General features: G+C 71.9%; 15 protein-coding genes and 1 pseudogene. 8 read left to right on the forward strand and 8 right to left on the reverse strand.

Annotation, left to right across the window (positions count from 1 at the left end; genetic code table 11):
- Nucleotides 1–53 precede the first annotated feature (53 nt).
- On the reverse strand, nucleotides 54–1,253 hold the full coding sequence (locus OG570_RS25980; RefSeq protein WP_247054490.1) for an ROK family protein: 1,200 nt from the start codon (nucleotides 1,251–1,253) through the stop codon (nucleotides 54–56).
- A 101-nt stretch (nucleotides 1,254–1,354) separates the two neighbouring features.
- Here OG570_RS25980 and OG570_RS25985 point away from each other — a divergent pair, with 101 nt between their 5' ends.
- On the forward strand, nucleotides 1,355–2,095 hold the full coding sequence (locus OG570_RS25985; protein WP_326951882.1) for a DUF427 domain-containing protein: 741 nt from the start codon (nucleotides 1,355–1,357) through the stop codon (nucleotides 2,093–2,095).
- Between the two features lie 4 nt (nucleotides 2,096–2,099).
- Here OG570_RS25985 and OG570_RS25990 read toward each other — a convergent pair whose 3' ends face one another.
- Nucleotides 2,100–3,398, reverse strand: coding sequence for a carotenoid oxygenase family protein (locus tag OG570_RS25990; protein ID WP_326951883.1), 1,299 nt, complete (start codon nucleotides 3,396–3,398; stop codon nucleotides 2,100–2,102).
- 4 nt (nucleotides 3,399–3,402) lie between these two features.
- Nucleotides 3,403–3,963: a hypothetical protein gene (locus OG570_RS25995; protein WP_326951884.1), complete on the reverse strand. Its 561-nt coding sequence runs from the start codon at nucleotides 3,961–3,963 to the stop codon at nucleotides 3,403–3,405.
- A 90-nt stretch (nucleotides 3,964–4,053) separates the two neighbouring features.
- On the opposite strand from OG570_RS25995, the gene OG570_RS26000 reads away from it, so the two are divergent.
- Both OG570_RS26000 and OG570_RS26005 read left to right on the forward strand, forming a co-directional pair.
- The gene (locus OG570_RS26000) at nucleotides 4,054–4,566 is read left to right on the forward strand and encodes a PadR family transcriptional regulator (RefSeq protein WP_326951885.1); all 513 of its coding nucleotides are present in this window, start codon (nucleotides 4,054–4,056) and stop codon (nucleotides 4,564–4,566) included.
- 173 nt (nucleotides 4,567–4,739) lie between these two features.
- Nucleotides 4,740–5,651: pseudogene (locus OG570_RS26005) on the forward strand (PucR family transcriptional regulator); the annotation flags it as partial.
- Nucleotides 5,652–5,831: 180 nt separating this feature from the next.
- Here the strand turns inward: OG570_RS26005 and OG570_RS26010 are convergent.
- The 3 genes from OG570_RS26010 to mgrA all read right to left on the reverse strand — a co-directional run bounded on the left by OG570_RS26010 (nucleotide 5,832) and on the right by mgrA (nucleotide 8,507).
- Nucleotides 5,832–6,701, reverse strand: coding sequence for a TIGR03564 family F420-dependent LLM class oxidoreductase (locus OG570_RS26010; protein WP_326951886.1), 870 nt, complete (start codon nucleotides 6,699–6,701; stop codon nucleotides 5,832–5,834).
- 17 nt (nucleotides 6,702–6,718) lie between these two features.
- Nucleotides 6,719–7,384, reverse strand: a complete 666-nt coding sequence (locus OG570_RS26015; protein ID WP_326951887.1) for a TetR/AcrR family transcriptional regulator — start codon at nucleotides 7,382–7,384, stop codon at nucleotides 6,719–6,721.
- Between the two features lie 94 nt (nucleotides 7,385–7,478).
- Nucleotides 7,479–8,507, reverse strand: coding sequence for an L-glyceraldehyde 3-phosphate reductase (gene mgrA, locus OG570_RS26020; RefSeq protein ID WP_326951888.1), 1,029 nt, complete (start codon nucleotides 8,505–8,507; stop codon nucleotides 7,479–7,481).
- Nucleotides 8,508–8,585: 78 nt separating this feature from the next.
- On the opposite strand from mgrA, the gene OG570_RS26025 reads away from it, so the two are divergent.
- Both OG570_RS26025 and OG570_RS26030 read left to right on the forward strand, forming a co-directional pair.
- Nucleotides 8,586–9,467, forward strand: coding sequence for an AAA family ATPase (locus tag OG570_RS26025; protein WP_247054467.1), 882 nt, complete (start codon nucleotides 8,586–8,588; stop codon nucleotides 9,465–9,467).
- Nucleotides 9,464–10,825, forward strand: a complete 1,362-nt coding sequence (locus OG570_RS26030) for a vWA domain-containing protein (protein WP_326951889.1) — start codon at nucleotides 9,464–9,466, stop codon at nucleotides 10,823–10,825. The genes OG570_RS26025 and OG570_RS26030 overlap by 4 nt, the downstream gene beginning before the upstream one ends.
- Here OG570_RS26030 and add read toward each other — a convergent pair.
- Nucleotides 10,803–11,777 carry an adenosine deaminase gene (gene add / locus OG570_RS26035; RefSeq protein WP_326951890.1) on the reverse strand — a complete coding sequence of 325 codons (975 nt, stop codon included), beginning with the start codon at nucleotides 11,775–11,777 and terminating at the stop codon, nucleotides 10,803–10,805. The genes OG570_RS26030 and add overlap by 23 nt on opposite strands.
- Before the next feature lie 131 nt (nucleotides 11,778–11,908).
- Between add and OG570_RS26040 the strand changes: the two genes are divergently transcribed.
- The 3 genes from OG570_RS26040 to OG570_RS26050 all read left to right on the forward strand — a co-directional run bounded on the left by OG570_RS26040 (nucleotide 11,909) and on the right by OG570_RS26050 (nucleotide 13,195).
- Entirely contained in the window at nucleotides 11,909–12,364 is a 456-nt protein-coding gene (locus tag OG570_RS26040; RefSeq protein ID WP_247054460.1) for an SRPBCC family protein, read from the forward strand.
- Nucleotides 12,361–12,696, forward strand: a complete 336-nt coding sequence (locus tag OG570_RS26045) for an ArsR/SmtB family transcription factor (protein ID WP_326951399.1) — start codon at nucleotides 12,361–12,363, stop codon at nucleotides 12,694–12,696. Before OG570_RS26040 ends, OG570_RS26045 begins: the two co-directional genes overlap by 4 nt.
- Before the next feature lie 286 nt (nucleotides 12,697–12,982).
- Nucleotides 12,983–13,195 carry an antitoxin gene (locus tag OG570_RS26050; RefSeq protein ID WP_442788184.1) on the forward strand — a complete coding sequence of 71 codons (213 nt, stop codon included), beginning with the start codon at nucleotides 12,983–12,985 and terminating at the stop codon, nucleotides 13,193–13,195.
- Nucleotides 13,196–13,202: 7 nt separating this feature from the next.
- On the opposite strand, the gene recQ is transcribed toward OG570_RS26050, so the two are convergent.
- Nucleotides 13,203–15,053: a DNA helicase RecQ gene (gene recQ, locus OG570_RS26055; RefSeq protein ID WP_326951891.1), complete on the reverse strand. Its 1,851-nt coding sequence runs from the start codon at nucleotides 15,051–15,053 to the stop codon at nucleotides 13,203–13,205.
- Nucleotides 15,054–15,083 lie beyond the last annotated feature (30 nt).

Raw genomic sequence — 15,083 nt, forward strand, 5'->3', positions numbered from 1 at the left:
GCTGCCGCGCGGACTTCGCGTCGACTGCCCAGGTGCCCCTCACGGCTCGATAGTCAGGCCGCGCCCACACGGCGGTCGAAGACCAGGCCTTCGGCCGCCCGCAGGCCCACGCTGATGGCGCCCGTCAGGACCGCGTCTTCGCCCAGCTCGCCCTGGACCACCTTCGGCACCAGCGGCGTGAACGCGCGCAGGGCGCGGTCGATCGGCTCCAGCAGGAGGTCGGCCGCCGTGCCCATGCCGCCGCCCAGGACGATCAGTTCCGGGTCGATCACCGCCGCCACCGAGGCCACCGTGTACGCCAGGCGATCCGCTTCCGTCTCCACCGCGCGGCGGGCGAGCTCGTCGCCTTCGCGGGCCAGGCGGAACACCTCGCGGGCCGATTTCGCGGTGCCCAGGCCGAGTTCGCGCGCGCCGCGCACGACCGACTGGGCCGCCGTCGCCTCTTCGAGGTGGCCGCGGGTGGGCGGCAGGCCCGGGGAGTCGGCCGCGCGGGTCCGGCCGTACGGGAGGTAGCCGATCTCGCCCGCCGCGCCGGTGGCGCCGCGGAACACCCGGCCGTCGACCATGATGCCCATGCCGACGCCGGTGCCGATCGTGATGCAGCCGAACACCGCCACACCCCGCGCGGCGCCGCTTTCGCCTTCGCCGACGGCGGTGAGGTTCGCGTCGTTTTCCACCACCAGGCCCGGGCCCAACGCGGCCTCGAGGTCGTCGATCAGCCCGGCCCGGCCCCAGCCCGGCAGGTTCGGCGCGTGCCGGAAGCAGCGCTTGTCCGGGTCGGCGACGCCGGGGGAGCCGACGACGCGGACAACGATGTCGGCCGCCGTCAGGCCCGCCTCGGCGACGGCGTCGGCCGCGATCCGGCCGACCGTGGCGACCAGCGTCGCGCCGGAGCGCGCGGAGTTGCGTTCGTCGCGGCGCGCCACGAGCGTCCGGCCGAGGTCCGACACGGCGACGCGGATGTGCTCGCGGCCGATGTCGACGCCCAGCACGTACCCCGCGGTCGGGTCGGCTTCGTACAGCACGGCGGACCGTCCGGTGCCGGTGGAGGTGTGCCCGGTCGGGCGCGCCAGCCCGGCCGCCTCGAGCGCGAGCAGCGCCTGGCTGACCGTCGGCTTCGAGAGCCCGGTGTCCTTCGCGACCTGCGGCCGCGTCGCCGGGCCGCTGCGCCGCAGCAGGTCCAGCACCGCGCGCTGGTTGATCTTCCGCATCCCGGCGGGGGTGCCGACCGTGGGGATTTCTACGCCGGCCACCGGTGCCCGCCTCCTGTTGTCCTCGTGCTCACTGCCAACCTAACCGCCGCGCCGCCGCCGGGGACGGGAATTCCGCCGGAAGGCCGTCCGTTGAGCCGACCATGAGCACTCCGGTACGCGGGCGGGTCCGCGTGGCACAAGGCGCGAAGCGGGTACGGGTGTTCCTCGGCGGGCAGAACGTCGCGGACACGGTGCACCCCCTCCTGGTGTGGGAAGTTCCGTACTACCCCACGTACTACTTCCCACGCGCGGACGTGGAGAGCGGCCTCCTCACCCCCTCCGGGCGGACGTCGCACTCGCCCAGCCGGGGAGAAGGTGTTCTGTCGACGATAAAGGTTGCCGGGTCCGAGGCGGTGGACGGCGCGCTGGAGTACCCGGATTCGCCCATCGAGGAGCTGCGCGACCACGTGCGGTTCGACTTCGCCGCGTTCGACTGGTTCGAGGAGGACGAGCAGATCTTCACCCACCCCCGCGATCCCGGGGTGCGCGTCGACATCCTGCCCAGCTCCCGGCACGTCCGGATCGAGGTCGACGGCGTGACCGTGGCGGACACCGTCCGCGCGCACCTGCTGTTCGAGACCAACCTGCCGACCCGGTACTACCTGCCGCGCGTGGACGTCCGGATGGATCTGCTCGAGAAGACCGGAACCGTGACGCACTGCCCGTACAAGGGGGCGACGGAGTACTTCTCGGTGACCGGGCACGAGGACCTCGCCTGGAGCTACCCGACGCCGTTGCCGGAGAGCACCCGCGTCGCCGGGCTGGTCGCGTTCCTCGACGAGAAGGTCGACGTCTACGTGGACGACGTCCTGCAGGAGCGGCCCAAGACCAAGTTCGCCTGACCGCTCACGCGTCCGGCAGCCAGTTCCCGTGGAACCCCGCGGGCACCCGCTGCGGCAGGCGGACGACGGCGACCGGCGCGCCCGCGACGTCCCCGGCGTCGAAGACCACGAGGTCACTGCGGTCTTCGGCGGCGTCGTAGACGTAGGTGAGCAGCCAGCCGTCGCCGTCCGCGGCCGGGACGAACACGGCCTCGCCGGGGGTGCGCCCGGGCGCGAAGACGTGCTGCTCGACGCCGCCGGTGTGCAGGTCGTGGCGCCGCAGGAAGCTCTGCTCGCCGTCGCGGCCGCCCTGCGTGACGTGCCCGAACCGGACGTCGGAGCCGGCGAACCGGTCGTCGATGCGGGGGAACTCGGCGGGCCGCTCGTCGAGTCGTTCCTCCGTGACGCGGCCGGTCGCCGGGTCGAGCGTCCAGCGCCACAGCACGCCGCGCGCCGGGTCGTGCCCCGCCCACCACAGGTGGTCGTAGCGGACGACGTGCACCACGATCCGGCCGTCGGCAGTGTCGTGCGCGTTGAGCGTGTGGAAGACGTAGCACGGCTCGACGTCGAACCAGCGGACGCCGCCGGCCGGGTCGTCGCGGCGCAGCACGCCGAGGCGCGCGCCGTAGCCGGCGTCCCAGCGGTAGGGCATGCCCTGGCCGACCGACGCCGGGTCGAACACCACCGGCAGGTCGTAGAACACGGCGTGCGACGCGGTGAGCGCGAAGTCGTGCATCATCGTCAGGCCCGGCACGTCGATCGGCTGCTTGACCACGAGCGTCCCGCTCGCGTCGGCCCGGTAGTAGCTCACGTGCGGCGCGGTGATGCTGCCGTAGCCGAAGAAGTGCAGTTCCCCGGTGGTGGGGCAGATCTTCGGGTGCGCGGTCATCGAGTCGGCCAGTTCGCCGCCGAAGTCGTACGCGCCCACGGTGTCCAGCTCGGTCGTGATCTCGTACGGCAGCGACGACTCGACGAGCGCGAGTGTCCGGCCCGCGTGGTTGACGACGTGCGTGTTGGCCGTGCTGGTGCGCAGGTTCCGGGAGCCGTCGGCGTTGTAGAGCACGGCGTCGTCGTCGCCGAAGCTCTCGGTGCGCACCCAGCGGTTGCGGTACCAGGCGGCGCGGCCGTGCTCGAGGCGGACGCCGTGGAGCATGCCGTCGCCGGTGAACCAGTGCTTGCTGCCGGTGCGCGGGTTGGGGCCGTTGCGCAGGTACCAGCCGGTCAGCTCGGGCGGCAGCGCGCCGGTCACCGGCAGGTCGAACGCGGTCAGCTCGTCGTGGACGGGCGCGTACGCCCCGGTGAGGTGGAAGTCGGTCGTGGTCATCGGGTCACGCGGCTTTCTGCGCGCGGGCGCGGACGATGCGCGGGTAGCGAACGGTGAAGGCGACGGGGACGGCGAAGCCGAGGACCTTGAGCACGATCAGCGCCGCCGTCGCGTGCGGGGCGTAGTGCAGCAGCGCGATCCCGGCGAGGCCGGTGACGGTGAAGCTCACGGCCCACACGAGCGTGATGATCAGGTTGACGCGCTTGAAGCCCGGGTTGTCCCACAGCTCCGGCGGCGTCATCGTCTTGGCGATGCCGAGGGTGAACGGGCGGCGCAGGAGGATCGAACCCCAGGCGGTGAGCGCCAGCCAGGCGTCGGTGAGCGCGCCGGTGTAGGTCTTCAGCGGCGACGCCGGGAAGCTGAACGCGACGACGGTGAGCAGCGCGAAGAAGGCGAGCGCGCTCAGCTCGATGATCAGCGTGGCCGCCTTGCGGCCTTCGCGGCGGGCCACGGCGAGCAGGACGGCGGCCAGGACGAGCCCGGTGAGGGCCGACCAGCGCCAGTCGAACTGGGTCGCGACGACCGCGAAGGCGATCCACGGGATGAAGCTCTTGAGGTAGTTCACGGCCGGTCTCCCCACGACGTTCCAACTATGACATGTCGAAGCTAGAGGGTCATCATTGGACATGTCAAGAGTGGAAGGTAAGATGAGGACATGAGCCTTCGACACGCGGTGCTCGGCATGCTGGACGAGGCGCCGGCCAGTGGTTACGACCTGCTGAAACGCTTCGAGCAGGCGATGTCCAACGTGTGGGCGGCGACGCAGAGCCAGCTGTACGGCGAACTCGGCAAGCTCGAGAAGGCCGGCCTCATCCGGGTCCTCGCCGAGGGCCCGCGCGGGCGCAAGGAGTACGAGATCACCGAGGACGGCCGCGTCGAGCTGCGGCACTGGCTGGTCGAGGTGAAACCCAACCGGTCCCCGCGCAACGAGGTCCTGCTGCGCGTCTACTTCCTGGGCTCGGTGTCGCCGGAGAAGGCGAAGGAGTTCATCGAGTACATGGGCGAGAACAGCCGTCAGCGCGAAGAACGCCTCACGGAGCTGGAAGCGTCGATCGACTGGGGTGACGACCACGAGGCCCAGTACGGCCGCCTGGTCCTGGAGTGGGGCAAGCGCTTCTCGGCGATGAGCCGCGAGTGGTCCGAATGGGCCGTCAAGCAGATCGAGTGACCTGCGTATAACGCCCTGCACGGCACTGCTTGGCCGGGTCGGCTCCGACGTCGGCTGGACCGGCCGGCGCACTCGTTGCGCCGTCCGGCACTGTGGCGGCGCACACATTCGGCGGCTTCCGCTGTCATCTCGTCACAGAGATGGCCTGACACGACTACGCCGCGTTGACGCCCACCGAGGTCTGGCACCGGTTCGTCGAGCTGACCGCGCGCGGCTCGTCGCAGGACCTGGCCGGGCTCGTCGCCGCGACGACGGCGATCTGGGCCCTCATCGACGACCTCGCCGAAGCGCTCACGACGTCCTACCGGGACACGACGGCGGAAGTGCTGGTGGCGCACCAGAACCGGCGCTCGGCGCTCGTCGAGGCGCTGTTCGCCGGCGGCTCCGCGACCGAGGGCACGCTGTGGGACATCGCCCGCGTGCTCGACCTCTCGCTCGACGGCACGTTCGTGGTGGTCGCCGCGGAGACCCCGCGGCTGGGCCACGAACCCCTGCCGCAGATCGAGCAGCGGCTGCGCGAACGGCACCACGCGTCGGCCTGGCGGCTCAGCCCGGACCTGCAGGTCGGCGTCGTGTCCCTGCGCGACCCGAGCGCGTCGAAGGCGATCGTGGAGCTGGTCCGCGAGCACCCGGTGGGCCGCGTCGGGATGAGCCCGGTGTTCACCGGCCTCGCCCACACCGCCCGCGCGCTGCACCTCGCGCGGGTGGCGCTGTCGAGCCTGGCGCCGGGCACGCCGTCGCTGGTGCAGTTCACCGAGTCGCCGCTGGCCGGGCTGGTGGCCAGCTCGCCGGAGGCGTCGGTGCAGCTGGCCCACCACGTGCTGCAGCCGATCCTCGACCTGCCGGGCGACGACCGGAACGTGCTGCTGCTGACGCTGCGCGCCTGGTTCGACTGCCAGGGCTCGACGAAGCTGACGTCGGAGCGGATGTTCTGCCACCCCAACACGATCCGCCACCGCCTGCGCCGCGTCACCGACGAGCTGGGCCGCTCCCTGACGGACCCGGCGGACATCGCCGAGCTGGGCGCGGCACTGCGGGCGCTGAACCTCTTCCCGGAAGCGACCCACCTCCCCGCGCCGCGCTGAGCCGAAAGCCGTGAAGGCCTCCTTCCCGGCGCTAAGAGCCGGTAAGGAGTCCTTCACGGCTTTCAGGCCGCTCCCTGGCGAACGTCGGCGCCCGCTAGACGCTTTGACGCGAGCGCCACTTTCCCTAGGAAAGATACGACACCTCACGTGGGCTTTACATCGCCGTGTTGCCCGGAGGGCTCACGACGCCAGCAGCTCGCGCGTGCGGGCCTGGTCCGCCGCCGAGCCGAAGGGCATCACCAGCAGCTCCGTCGCGCCCGCGTCTTCGAGGGATTTCACCTGGCGCCGCACGGTTTCCTCGTCGCCGATGATCGCGCTGTCCGACGCCTTCGCGTAGCCATCGCGGTCCAGGACCGCGCGGTACGCCGGGACGCTCGCGGCGGCGCCGTAGGTCTCCTCGACCCAGGCGCGCCGTTCGTCCACTTCGGACGTGACGCAGATCAGCTGCCCGGAGACCACGCGCGACGCGGTCCCCAGCGCCGGCACCACGAACTCGCCGATGGCCCGCGGGCCGGCCCAGGTCGTGATCACGCCGTCGGCCAGTTCGCCGGCCAGCCGCGTCGACTTCGGGCTCACCGAGCCCACCAGCACCGCGGGCCGCCCGGCGCCGGGGGCGTTCACGCCGCCCGCCGCGGTGAGCGTCTCGCCGTGGACGTCCGCCTTTTCCCCGCGCAGCACCGGGTTCAGCGCCTGGAGGTACTCGCGCAGGTGGCGGATCGGGCGGTCGTAGGAGTAGCCGAACTCGTGCTCGACGATGTACCGGTGGCTCAGCCCGACCCCGAGGTGGACCGGCACTCCGGTGGCGGCCTGCACGGTCAGCGCCTGCGCGGCCATGGTGATCGGGTGCCGCGGGTAGGTCGGCACGACGCAGGTGCCCAGCTCGATCCCGGGCGCGGCAGCGCCGAGCGCGGGCAGCGCGGTGAGGGCGTCCCAGCCGCCGCGTTGCGCCAGCCACAGGGTCTGGTAGCCGAGCTTCGCCGCTTCGCGTGCTTGCGCGGTCATGGCGTCGAAGCCGACGCCGAGTTCGTCGATCAGGATTCCGGTGCGCATGTGTTCTCCCAGTGTGTTCAGTACGCGCGTTCGAGCCGTTTCCGGTCGAGCGCGACGGATTCGGTGAAGAGCGCGATGGCCCGCGGCGCGACCGCGCGCAGCTGCGTCGTCGAGACGGCCACGGGTTCGAAGGCGTGGGCGACGGTGTCGGCGATCAGCGCGGGCTCCGCCGGGGGAACGCCGACGAGGAAGCCGTGCAGTACCGCGCGGTAGGCGACGGCGAGCTCGCGGGCCGGCCGGTCGGTGCGGAGCAGGTCGTTGTCCGCCAGCAGTTCGAGGTACTCGACGAACGCCTCGTCGTGGCGCGGGTCGAGCTTGTCGTGCAGCTTCGGCAGGAGCTTGCCGAGGGTTTCGGTGTCGTCGGCGTACCCGGCGCGCAGCAGCGGACGGGCCAGCACGTTCGTGTACTGGACCTCGGTCAGTGTGGCGAGCCGCGCGGCGAGCGGGTCGGCTTCGAGCGCCCGCACCAGGTCTTCGATGCTGCGGACGGACTCTCGCAGCAGGACGGCGAGGAACAGCTCCTCGCGGTTCTTCCAGTGCAGGTAGACGGTCCCCTTGCCGACGCCCGCGCGCTCGGCGACGTCCTCGATCGTGGTGCGCCGGTAGCCGGCGCGCAGCAGCAGCTCGGCGGCGGCGTCGAGGATCCGCTCGGCCCGTTCGGCGCGGTCTTCGGCAGGAGGCATGAGGCCATCATATGACCGAATGCGAAATCTGGTCAAACGTCAGGCCGGGAAAACGGCGAGGCGCGCAGCACCCCGCCGTCCCGGTCGGTGGTCGTCAGCCGTCCGACGACCGCTTCCAGAGGTTGATGTCCGCGTCGGTCGCGTGGCCGTCGATCTCGGTCAGCTCCTCGGAGCTGAAGTCGAGGTTGCCGAGCGCGTCGACGTTGTCCTCCAGCTGCTTGACGCTGCTCGCGCCGATCAGCACCGACGTCACGCGGGCGTCGCGCAGCGCCCAGGCCAGCGCGAGCTGGGCCAGCGACTGCCCGCGGCGCCCGGCGATCCCGTTGAGCGCGCGGACGCGGCCCAGCCGGTCGTCGTCGAGGGTGTCCGGGTCGAGCGACTTGCCCTGCGCCGCCCGGGAGTCCGCCGGGACGCCGGTCAGGTACTTGTCCGTCAGCAGACCCTGCGCCAGCGGGGAGAACGCGATGCAGCCCGCGCCCGCGTCCGCCAGCGTGTCGAGCAGGTGGTCCTCCTCGATCCAGCGGTTCAGCATCGAGTACGACGGCTGGTGGATCAGCAGCGGCGTGCCGAGCTCCCGCAGCAGCCGCGCCGCTTCGGCCGTCCGCTCCGAGCTGTACGACGAGATCCCGACGTAAAGCGCTTTCCCGGCGCGGACGGCGCTGTCGAGCGCGCCGACCGTCTCCTCCAGCGGCGTCTCGGGGTCGAACCGGTGCGAGTAGAAGATGTCGACGTAGTCGAGGCCCATGCGGCCGAGCGACTGGTCCAAGGAGGACAGCAGGTACTTGCGGGAGCCCCACTCGCCGTAGGGCCCGGGCCACATGTCGTAGCCGGCCTTGGTGGAGATCACCAGCTCGTCGCGGTAGGGCTTGAAGTCGGTGGCCAGCAGCCGCCCGAAGTTCTCCTCGGCCGAGCCGAAGGGCGGGCCGTAGTTGTTGGCCAGGTCGAAGTGCGTGATGCCGAGGTCGAAGGCGCGGCGGGTGATGTCGCGCTGGGTCTGCAGGGGCTTGTCGTGGCCGAAGTTGTGCCACAGCCCGAGCGAGATCGCGGGCAGCTTCAGCCCGGACCGCCCGCAGCGCCGGTAGGGGATCGAGTCGTATCGGCCGGAAGCCGCAACATAGGTCACGCGGCCGATGCTAACCGTCCGGGACGCGCTCGCCAGTCCGGTAGAGTCCGGGGTGAGCGAGCGCTTAGGAGGCCATCGGTGGGCACCGGATTCTTCACCTCCGTCGACGACGTGTCGGCGAAACTGGCCGAGGCCGGCTACCTGGCGTCGACGGCGGTGGCGACCACGGTGTTCCTCGCCGACCGGCTCGGCAAGCCGTTGCTGGTCGAAGGCCCCGCCGGCGTCGGCAAGACCGAGCTGGCCAAGGCCGTCGCCCAGGTCAGCGGCTCGCGGCTGGTGCGCCTGCAGTGCTACGAGGGCATCGACGAGGCCCGCGCGCTGTACGAGTGGAACCACGCGAAGCAGCTGCTGCGGATCACCGCCGGCCGCGACGAGACGTGGGAGGACGCCCGCACCGACATCTTCGGCGAGGAGTTCCTGCTGCGCCGCCCGCTGCTCACGGCGATCTCGTCGGACGAGCCGACCGTGCTGCTCATCGACGAGACCGACAAGGCCGACATGGAGGTCGAGGGCCTGCTGCTGGAGGTGCTCGGCGACTTCCAGGTGACCGTGCCGGAGCTGGGTACGATCACCGCCACGCGCGCGCCGTTCGCCGTGCTGACGTCCAACGCGACGCGCGAGCTGTCCGAGGCGCTGCGCCGCCGCTGCCTGTTCCTGCACATCGACTTCCCGGACGAGGACCTGGAGCGCGAGATCGTCCGGCTCAAGGTGCCCGGCATCGACGACGCGCTGGCGGATTCCGTCGTCCGGGTGATCGCCGCGCTGCGCGCGATGGACCTGCGGAAGCTGCCGTCGGTCGCCGAGACCATCGACTGGGCGCGCACGCTGCTCGCGCTGGGGGCGACGACGCTGAGCGAGCAGGTGGTGCGGGAGAGCCTCGGCGTCGTGCTCAAGCACCAGGACGACATCACCAAGGCCGGCGCCGGGCTGCAGCTCGAACAGGTCCTGGACGCGTCGTGACCGGCGGCGTGCCGGAGCGGCTCGCGTCGTTCGTCAAGGCGCTGCGGGTGCAGGGCATCCCGGCGGGCCCGGCCGAGACGGTCGACGCCGCCGCGGCGCTGGAGGTCCTCGGGTTCGACGACCGCGAGCTGGTCCGCGAGGGCCTGGCCGCGGCCCTGGTCCGCCGCGGCGGACAGCGCGCGGTGTTCGACGCCGCGTTCGACCTGTACTTTCCCGCCGGGATCGGCACGCCCGAACGGGCCCGGTCGGACACGACCCTCGAAGAACTGCGGGAGCAGCTCGCGGCGGCGTTGACCGCCGGCGACGAGCAGGCCCTGGCGCAGCTGGCCGGGCTCGCCGTCGACATGCTGGGCCAGTACGGCTCGTCGTCCGGCCCCGGTGGCGGCTTCTCGGCCCACCAGACCCTGGACCGGCTGCAGCCGCAGACGCTCATCGCGCGCGTGCTCGCGGCGATGCGCGGCGGCGGGGCGCGCGGCGAGTTCACCGACCGGCTCGACCGCGACGAGATCCGCCGTCGCGTCGAGGGCTTCCGCGGCCAGGTCCGCACCGAGGCCCGCCGCCGCGCGGCCGAGGTCCGCGGCCGCGAGCGCGTCGCCAAGCACGCCATCGCGCCCGCGGCGGACCGCGTCGACTTCCTCATCGCCAGCCGCAGCCAGCTCGCCGAGCTGCGGCGCACGATCCAGCCGTTGTCCCGCAAGCTGGCGACCCGCCTCGCGGCCCGCCGCAAGCGCACCACGCGCGGGCAGATCGACCTGCGCCGCACGCTGCGCCGCTCGCTCTCGACCGGCGGCGTGCCGCTGCGCCCGGCGTACCGCCACCGGCGGCCCGGCCGGCCGGAAATCGTGCTGCTGTGCGACCTTTCCGGTTCGGTGGCGGGGTTCGCGAACTTCACCATGCTGCTCGTGCAGGCGCTGCGCGACCAGTTCAGCAAGATCCGCGTGTTCGCGTTCGTCGACAGCGCGGACGAGGTCACGCACCTGGTCACCACCGGCGTCGCCGACCCGGAGAAGCTCGGCGCGCGCATGCTCGCCGAAGCCGCGCTGGTGCGCTGGGACGGCCACAGCGACTACGGCGGCTCGCTCGCGCAGTTCACGGCGAACTGGCTCGACGCGGTCGGCCCGCGGACGTCGGTGCTCATCCTCGGCGACGCCCGCACCAACGGCGGCGACCCGAACCTCGACGCCGTCCGCGCGATCAAGTCGCGCGCCCGCCACGTCTACTGGCTGAACCCCGAGCGGCGATCGCTGTGGTCGACGGGCGACTCGGCGGCACTGGAGTACGCCGACGTCGTGGAGATGCACGAATGCCGCACGGTGCACCAGCTCTCGACGCTGGTCACCCGCCTGCTGCCGGTGTGAGCCACGCGTCGATGCCGCGCAGCATCCCGGCTTTCGTCGTCTCGGGTGCGAACGACGCGTGCACGCTCGCCCGGGCGAAGTCGGCCATCGCGGCGTCGTCGTAGCCGAACGCCTGTTGGACGCGGGCGTATTCGCCGGCCAGCCGCGCGCCGGTGACCGACGGGACGTCGGTGTTCAGGGTGACCCGCAGGCCCGCGTCGAGCAGCCGGGGGAGCGGGTGCTCGGGCAGCGACGGCACCAGGCCGAGCGTGACGTTCGACGACGGGCAGACCTCGAGGGCGAGCCCGCGGTCGCGGACCTCCGCGGTCAGCTCGACGTCGTCGAGGACGCGGATGCCGTGGCCGAGGCGTTCGGTCCGGCCGATTTCGAGGGCCTCGCGGATGCTGTCCGGCCCGGCGTCCTCGCCGGTGTGGTGCAGCAGGTGGATCCCGGCCGCGCGGGCCTTCTCGAAGAGGGGCGCGAACGGCCGGAGCGAGTGGTTCTCCTCGCCGGCCATGCCGATCGCGAACACGTCGTCGTACCTCAGGGCGAGTGCGAGGGTGCGCTCGGCGCGGTCGACCGACCGGCGACGGGAGTGGTCCAGCAGCAGCCGCCACTCGATGGCGCCGCCGTCGCGGAGTCCTTTGAGGACGGACGCGAGCGGCATCTCCATGTCGCCGAGGCGTTCCCCGTGGGCGGCGGCGGTGAAGGTGATCTCGGCGTAGCGCGTGCCCTGCGCGGCTTCGTCCGCGCAGTACTCGCGGGCGATCCGCTCGAAGTCCTCGGGCCGTCGCAGGCACGACCGGATGAGCGTGTTGTAGTCGGCGAAGGCGCGAAAGCCGTCGAAGACGGGCTGCTCGGCCGGGACGTCGACGCCGTTGGCCGCACCGAGCTCGCGGAGCGTGCCCGGCCGGATCGTGCTCTCCAGGTGGACGTGCAGGTGGGCCTTCGGCAGGGCGGCCAGGTCGCGCATGATCGCGAGCGTAGGGGGCCGGGGCCGGGATCCGCGCGCGAATTTCCGGCCGAGACGCAACTCGTGGGTTGCGCCTGACGCCGTCTCGTGCAACTCTGTGGTTGCACGGGAACCGACTCAAGGGGATGAAGATGAACCAGGACCAGGTCGAGCAGGAGATCGTGATCGACGCGCCGGTCGAGCGGGTGTGGGCGGTGCTCACCGAGCCGGAGCACGTCGGCCGGTGGTTCGGCGACGGCACGCCGGCGCCGGTGGACCTGCGGCCGGGCGGGATCATCCGGCTCGACCACGGCGACCACGGCACGTTCCCGACCAAGATCGTCGCCCTGGACCCGCCGCGCTCGCTGTCGTACCGCTGGGCCAGCGGGTTCCCGGGCGTGGTCGCCGACGAGGACAACTCGACGCTGGTCGAGTTCACGCTGTCGGCGGAGGGCGGCGGCACGCGGCTGAAGGTGGTCGAGAGCGGCTTCACCACCCGGGCGCCGTCGCCATCGCCGTCGCCGGACGACACCCGCGAGAGCCACGAGCAGGGCTGGACGGCGGTGATCGCCAAGCTCGGGGAGCTGTCCGAGAAACTGGCGGTATGACGACGGAGCCCATCGCGGCCGAAGAGGTCTTCGCGGCCCTGGCCGACCCGACCCGGCGCCGCCTGCTGGAGCTGCTGTCCGGACGCGGCGACGCGACGGCGACGGAGCTGGCGGCGGACCTCCCCGTCACCCGCCAGGCCGTGGTCAAGCACCTCGCGGTGCTGGATCAGGCCGGCCTGGTGACGGGCCGCCGCGACGGCCGCGAGCGCCGCTACCAGGTCCGGCCGGCCGGGCTGGCGGCCACCGCACACTGGATGAACGAGGTGGCCGCCCGGTGGTCGTCCCGCCTGTCGGCGATCAAGCGGCTGGCGGAGCAGGCCGAGCAAGACTGACGCCGCCCGCCCGGCCCGTAACTCGCGTGATCGGGCCCGTCACCCGCGTGATTGGGCCCGTGATTCGCGTGATTGGGGCCGGAACTCGCGAGTCACGGCTTCGATCACGCGAGTTACGGCCTCGATCACGCCGGTTCCGGCCTCGGGCACGCGAGATCGGGGTGCGGGGAGACCGGGTGGTCCGGCGGGCCGGAGGTTTGGCGGAGGTCACACGGGGAACCTCTGGGGGGTTCGTCCGCGTTGTCAGGATGACCGTTACCGATGAGGGAGGACCACCGTGGCTTTCATGCGCAAGCTCACCGTGCTGGCCGGAGCCGCCGGCGCCGCCCGCGCCTACGCCAAGAAGAACCCCGAGAAGGTGAACCAGGCCGTCGGCAAGGCCGCCAAGTTCGCCGACGACAAGACCAAGGGCAAGTACCACCAGCAGATCGCCGGCGTCGTCCGCAAGGTCAGCACGGTGACCGGGCCGGACGGGCGGCCGGGGCCGGCCGCCCGCTAGACCCGGGTCACTCGGCGGACAGGGTTTCGAGCACGCCTTCGCCGTACTTGGCGAGCTTGTTCTCACCGACTCCGCTGACCGTGCCCAGGTCCGCCAGCGACGACGGCCGCTGCGTGGCGATCTGGCGCAGGGTCGCGTCGTGGAAGATGACGTAGGCGGGTACGCCCTGCTCCTTCGCGACGCCGGCCCGCCAGGCCCGCAGCCGTTCGAACAGCGGGGCCGCTTCCGCGGGCATGTCCACCGCGGGGGCGGCTTTCCTGCTGCCGCCACGCGCTTTCGGCGGGGCGGACCGCTCGGGCTCGCGGCGCAGCATGACCTCACGGTCGCCGCCCAGCACCTCGGCGCTCGCCTCGGTGAGCACCAGCGAGCCGTAGTCACCCTCGACGGCGAGCCAGCCCTGGGCGAGCAGCTGCCGCACGACCGCGCGCCACTCCGGTTCGCGCAGCTCGGTGCCGATGCCGAACGTCTTCAGCGTGTCGTGCTGGAACTGCGTGACCTTCGGCGTGGACTTGCCGAGCAGGATGTCGATGACCTGCCCGGCGCCGAACTTCTGACGGCGTTCGTTGCGCAGCCGCACGATCGTGGACAGCAGCTTCTGCGCGGGGATCGTGCCGTCGAACTTCTCCGGCGGGTTCAGGCACGTGTCGCAGTTGCCGCAGGGCTCGGCCTTCTGCCCGAAGTAGTCGAGGATCTGCACGCGGCGGCATTCGACCGTCTCGCACAGCGCCAGCATCGCGTTGAGGTGCGCGCCGAGCCGGCGCCGGTGCGCGTCGTCGCCCTCGGACGTGTCGATCATCTTGCGCTGCTGCACCACGTCCTGCAGCCCGTAGGCGAGCCAGGCCGTCGACGGCAGCCCGTCGCGGCCCGCGCGGCCGGTCTCCTGGTAGTAGCCCTCCACGGACTTGGGCAGGTCGAGGTGCGCGACGAACCGGACGTCCGGTTTGTCGATGCCCATCCCGAACGCGATCGTGGCGACCACGATCAGCCCGTCTTCCCGCAGGAAGCGCGACTGGTGCTTCGCGCGGATACGCGAGTCCAGCCCCGCGTGGTACGGCACGGCCGGGATCCCGTTCTGCACCAGGAACTCCGCGGTCTTCTCCACCGAGTTCCGGGACAGGCAGTAGACGATCCCGGCGTCACCCTGGTGCTCGGTGCGCAGCAGCTCCAGCAGCTGCCGCTGCGGCGAGTTCTTGCCGACGATCCGGTACTGGATGTTCGGCCGGTCGAAGCTCGCGACGAAGTGGCGGGCCTCGTCGAGGTTCAGCCGGGCCGCGATCTCCTTGTGCGTGGCCGCGGTGGCGGTCGCGGTGAGCGCGATCCGCGGCACGTCCGGCCAGCGCTCGTGCAGCGCCGAGAGCTGCAGGTAGTCGGGCCGGAAGTCGTGGCCCCACTGGGCGACGCAGTGCGCTTCGTCGATCGCGAACAGCGAGATCTTGCCGCGGTCGAGCAACCGCACGGTGGCTTCCACCGAAAGCCGTTCCGGCGCAAGGTAGAGCAGGTCGAGCTCACCGGACAGGAACGCCGACTCGACCTCCTGGCGGGCCGCGTAGTCCTGGGTGGAGTTGAGGAAACCCGCCCGGACGCCGGCGTTGCGCAGCGCGTCGACCTGGTCCTGCATCAGCGCGATCAGCGGCGAGACCACCACGCCCACGCCCGGCCGCACCAGCGCCGGGATCTGGTAGCACAGCGACTTCCCGCCGCCGGTGGGCATCAGCACGAGCGCGTCGCCGCCGGCGATCACGTGCTCGACGATCGCCGCTTGTTCGCCGCGGAAGCTGTCGTAGCCGAACACCCGGCGCAGGGTGTCGAGGGCTTCGGAGTCCGTTCCGGCTTCGAGGTGGGTCTCGGTGGCTGCCACCCGGCCGAGTCTAGAGCCGGGGTACGACAA

Source organism: Amycolatopsis sp. NBC_01286 (assembly GCF_035982555.1).
In the GTDB taxonomy this organism is placed as follows: domain Bacteria; phylum Actinomycetota; class Actinomycetes; order Mycobacteriales; family Pseudonocardiaceae; genus Amycolatopsis.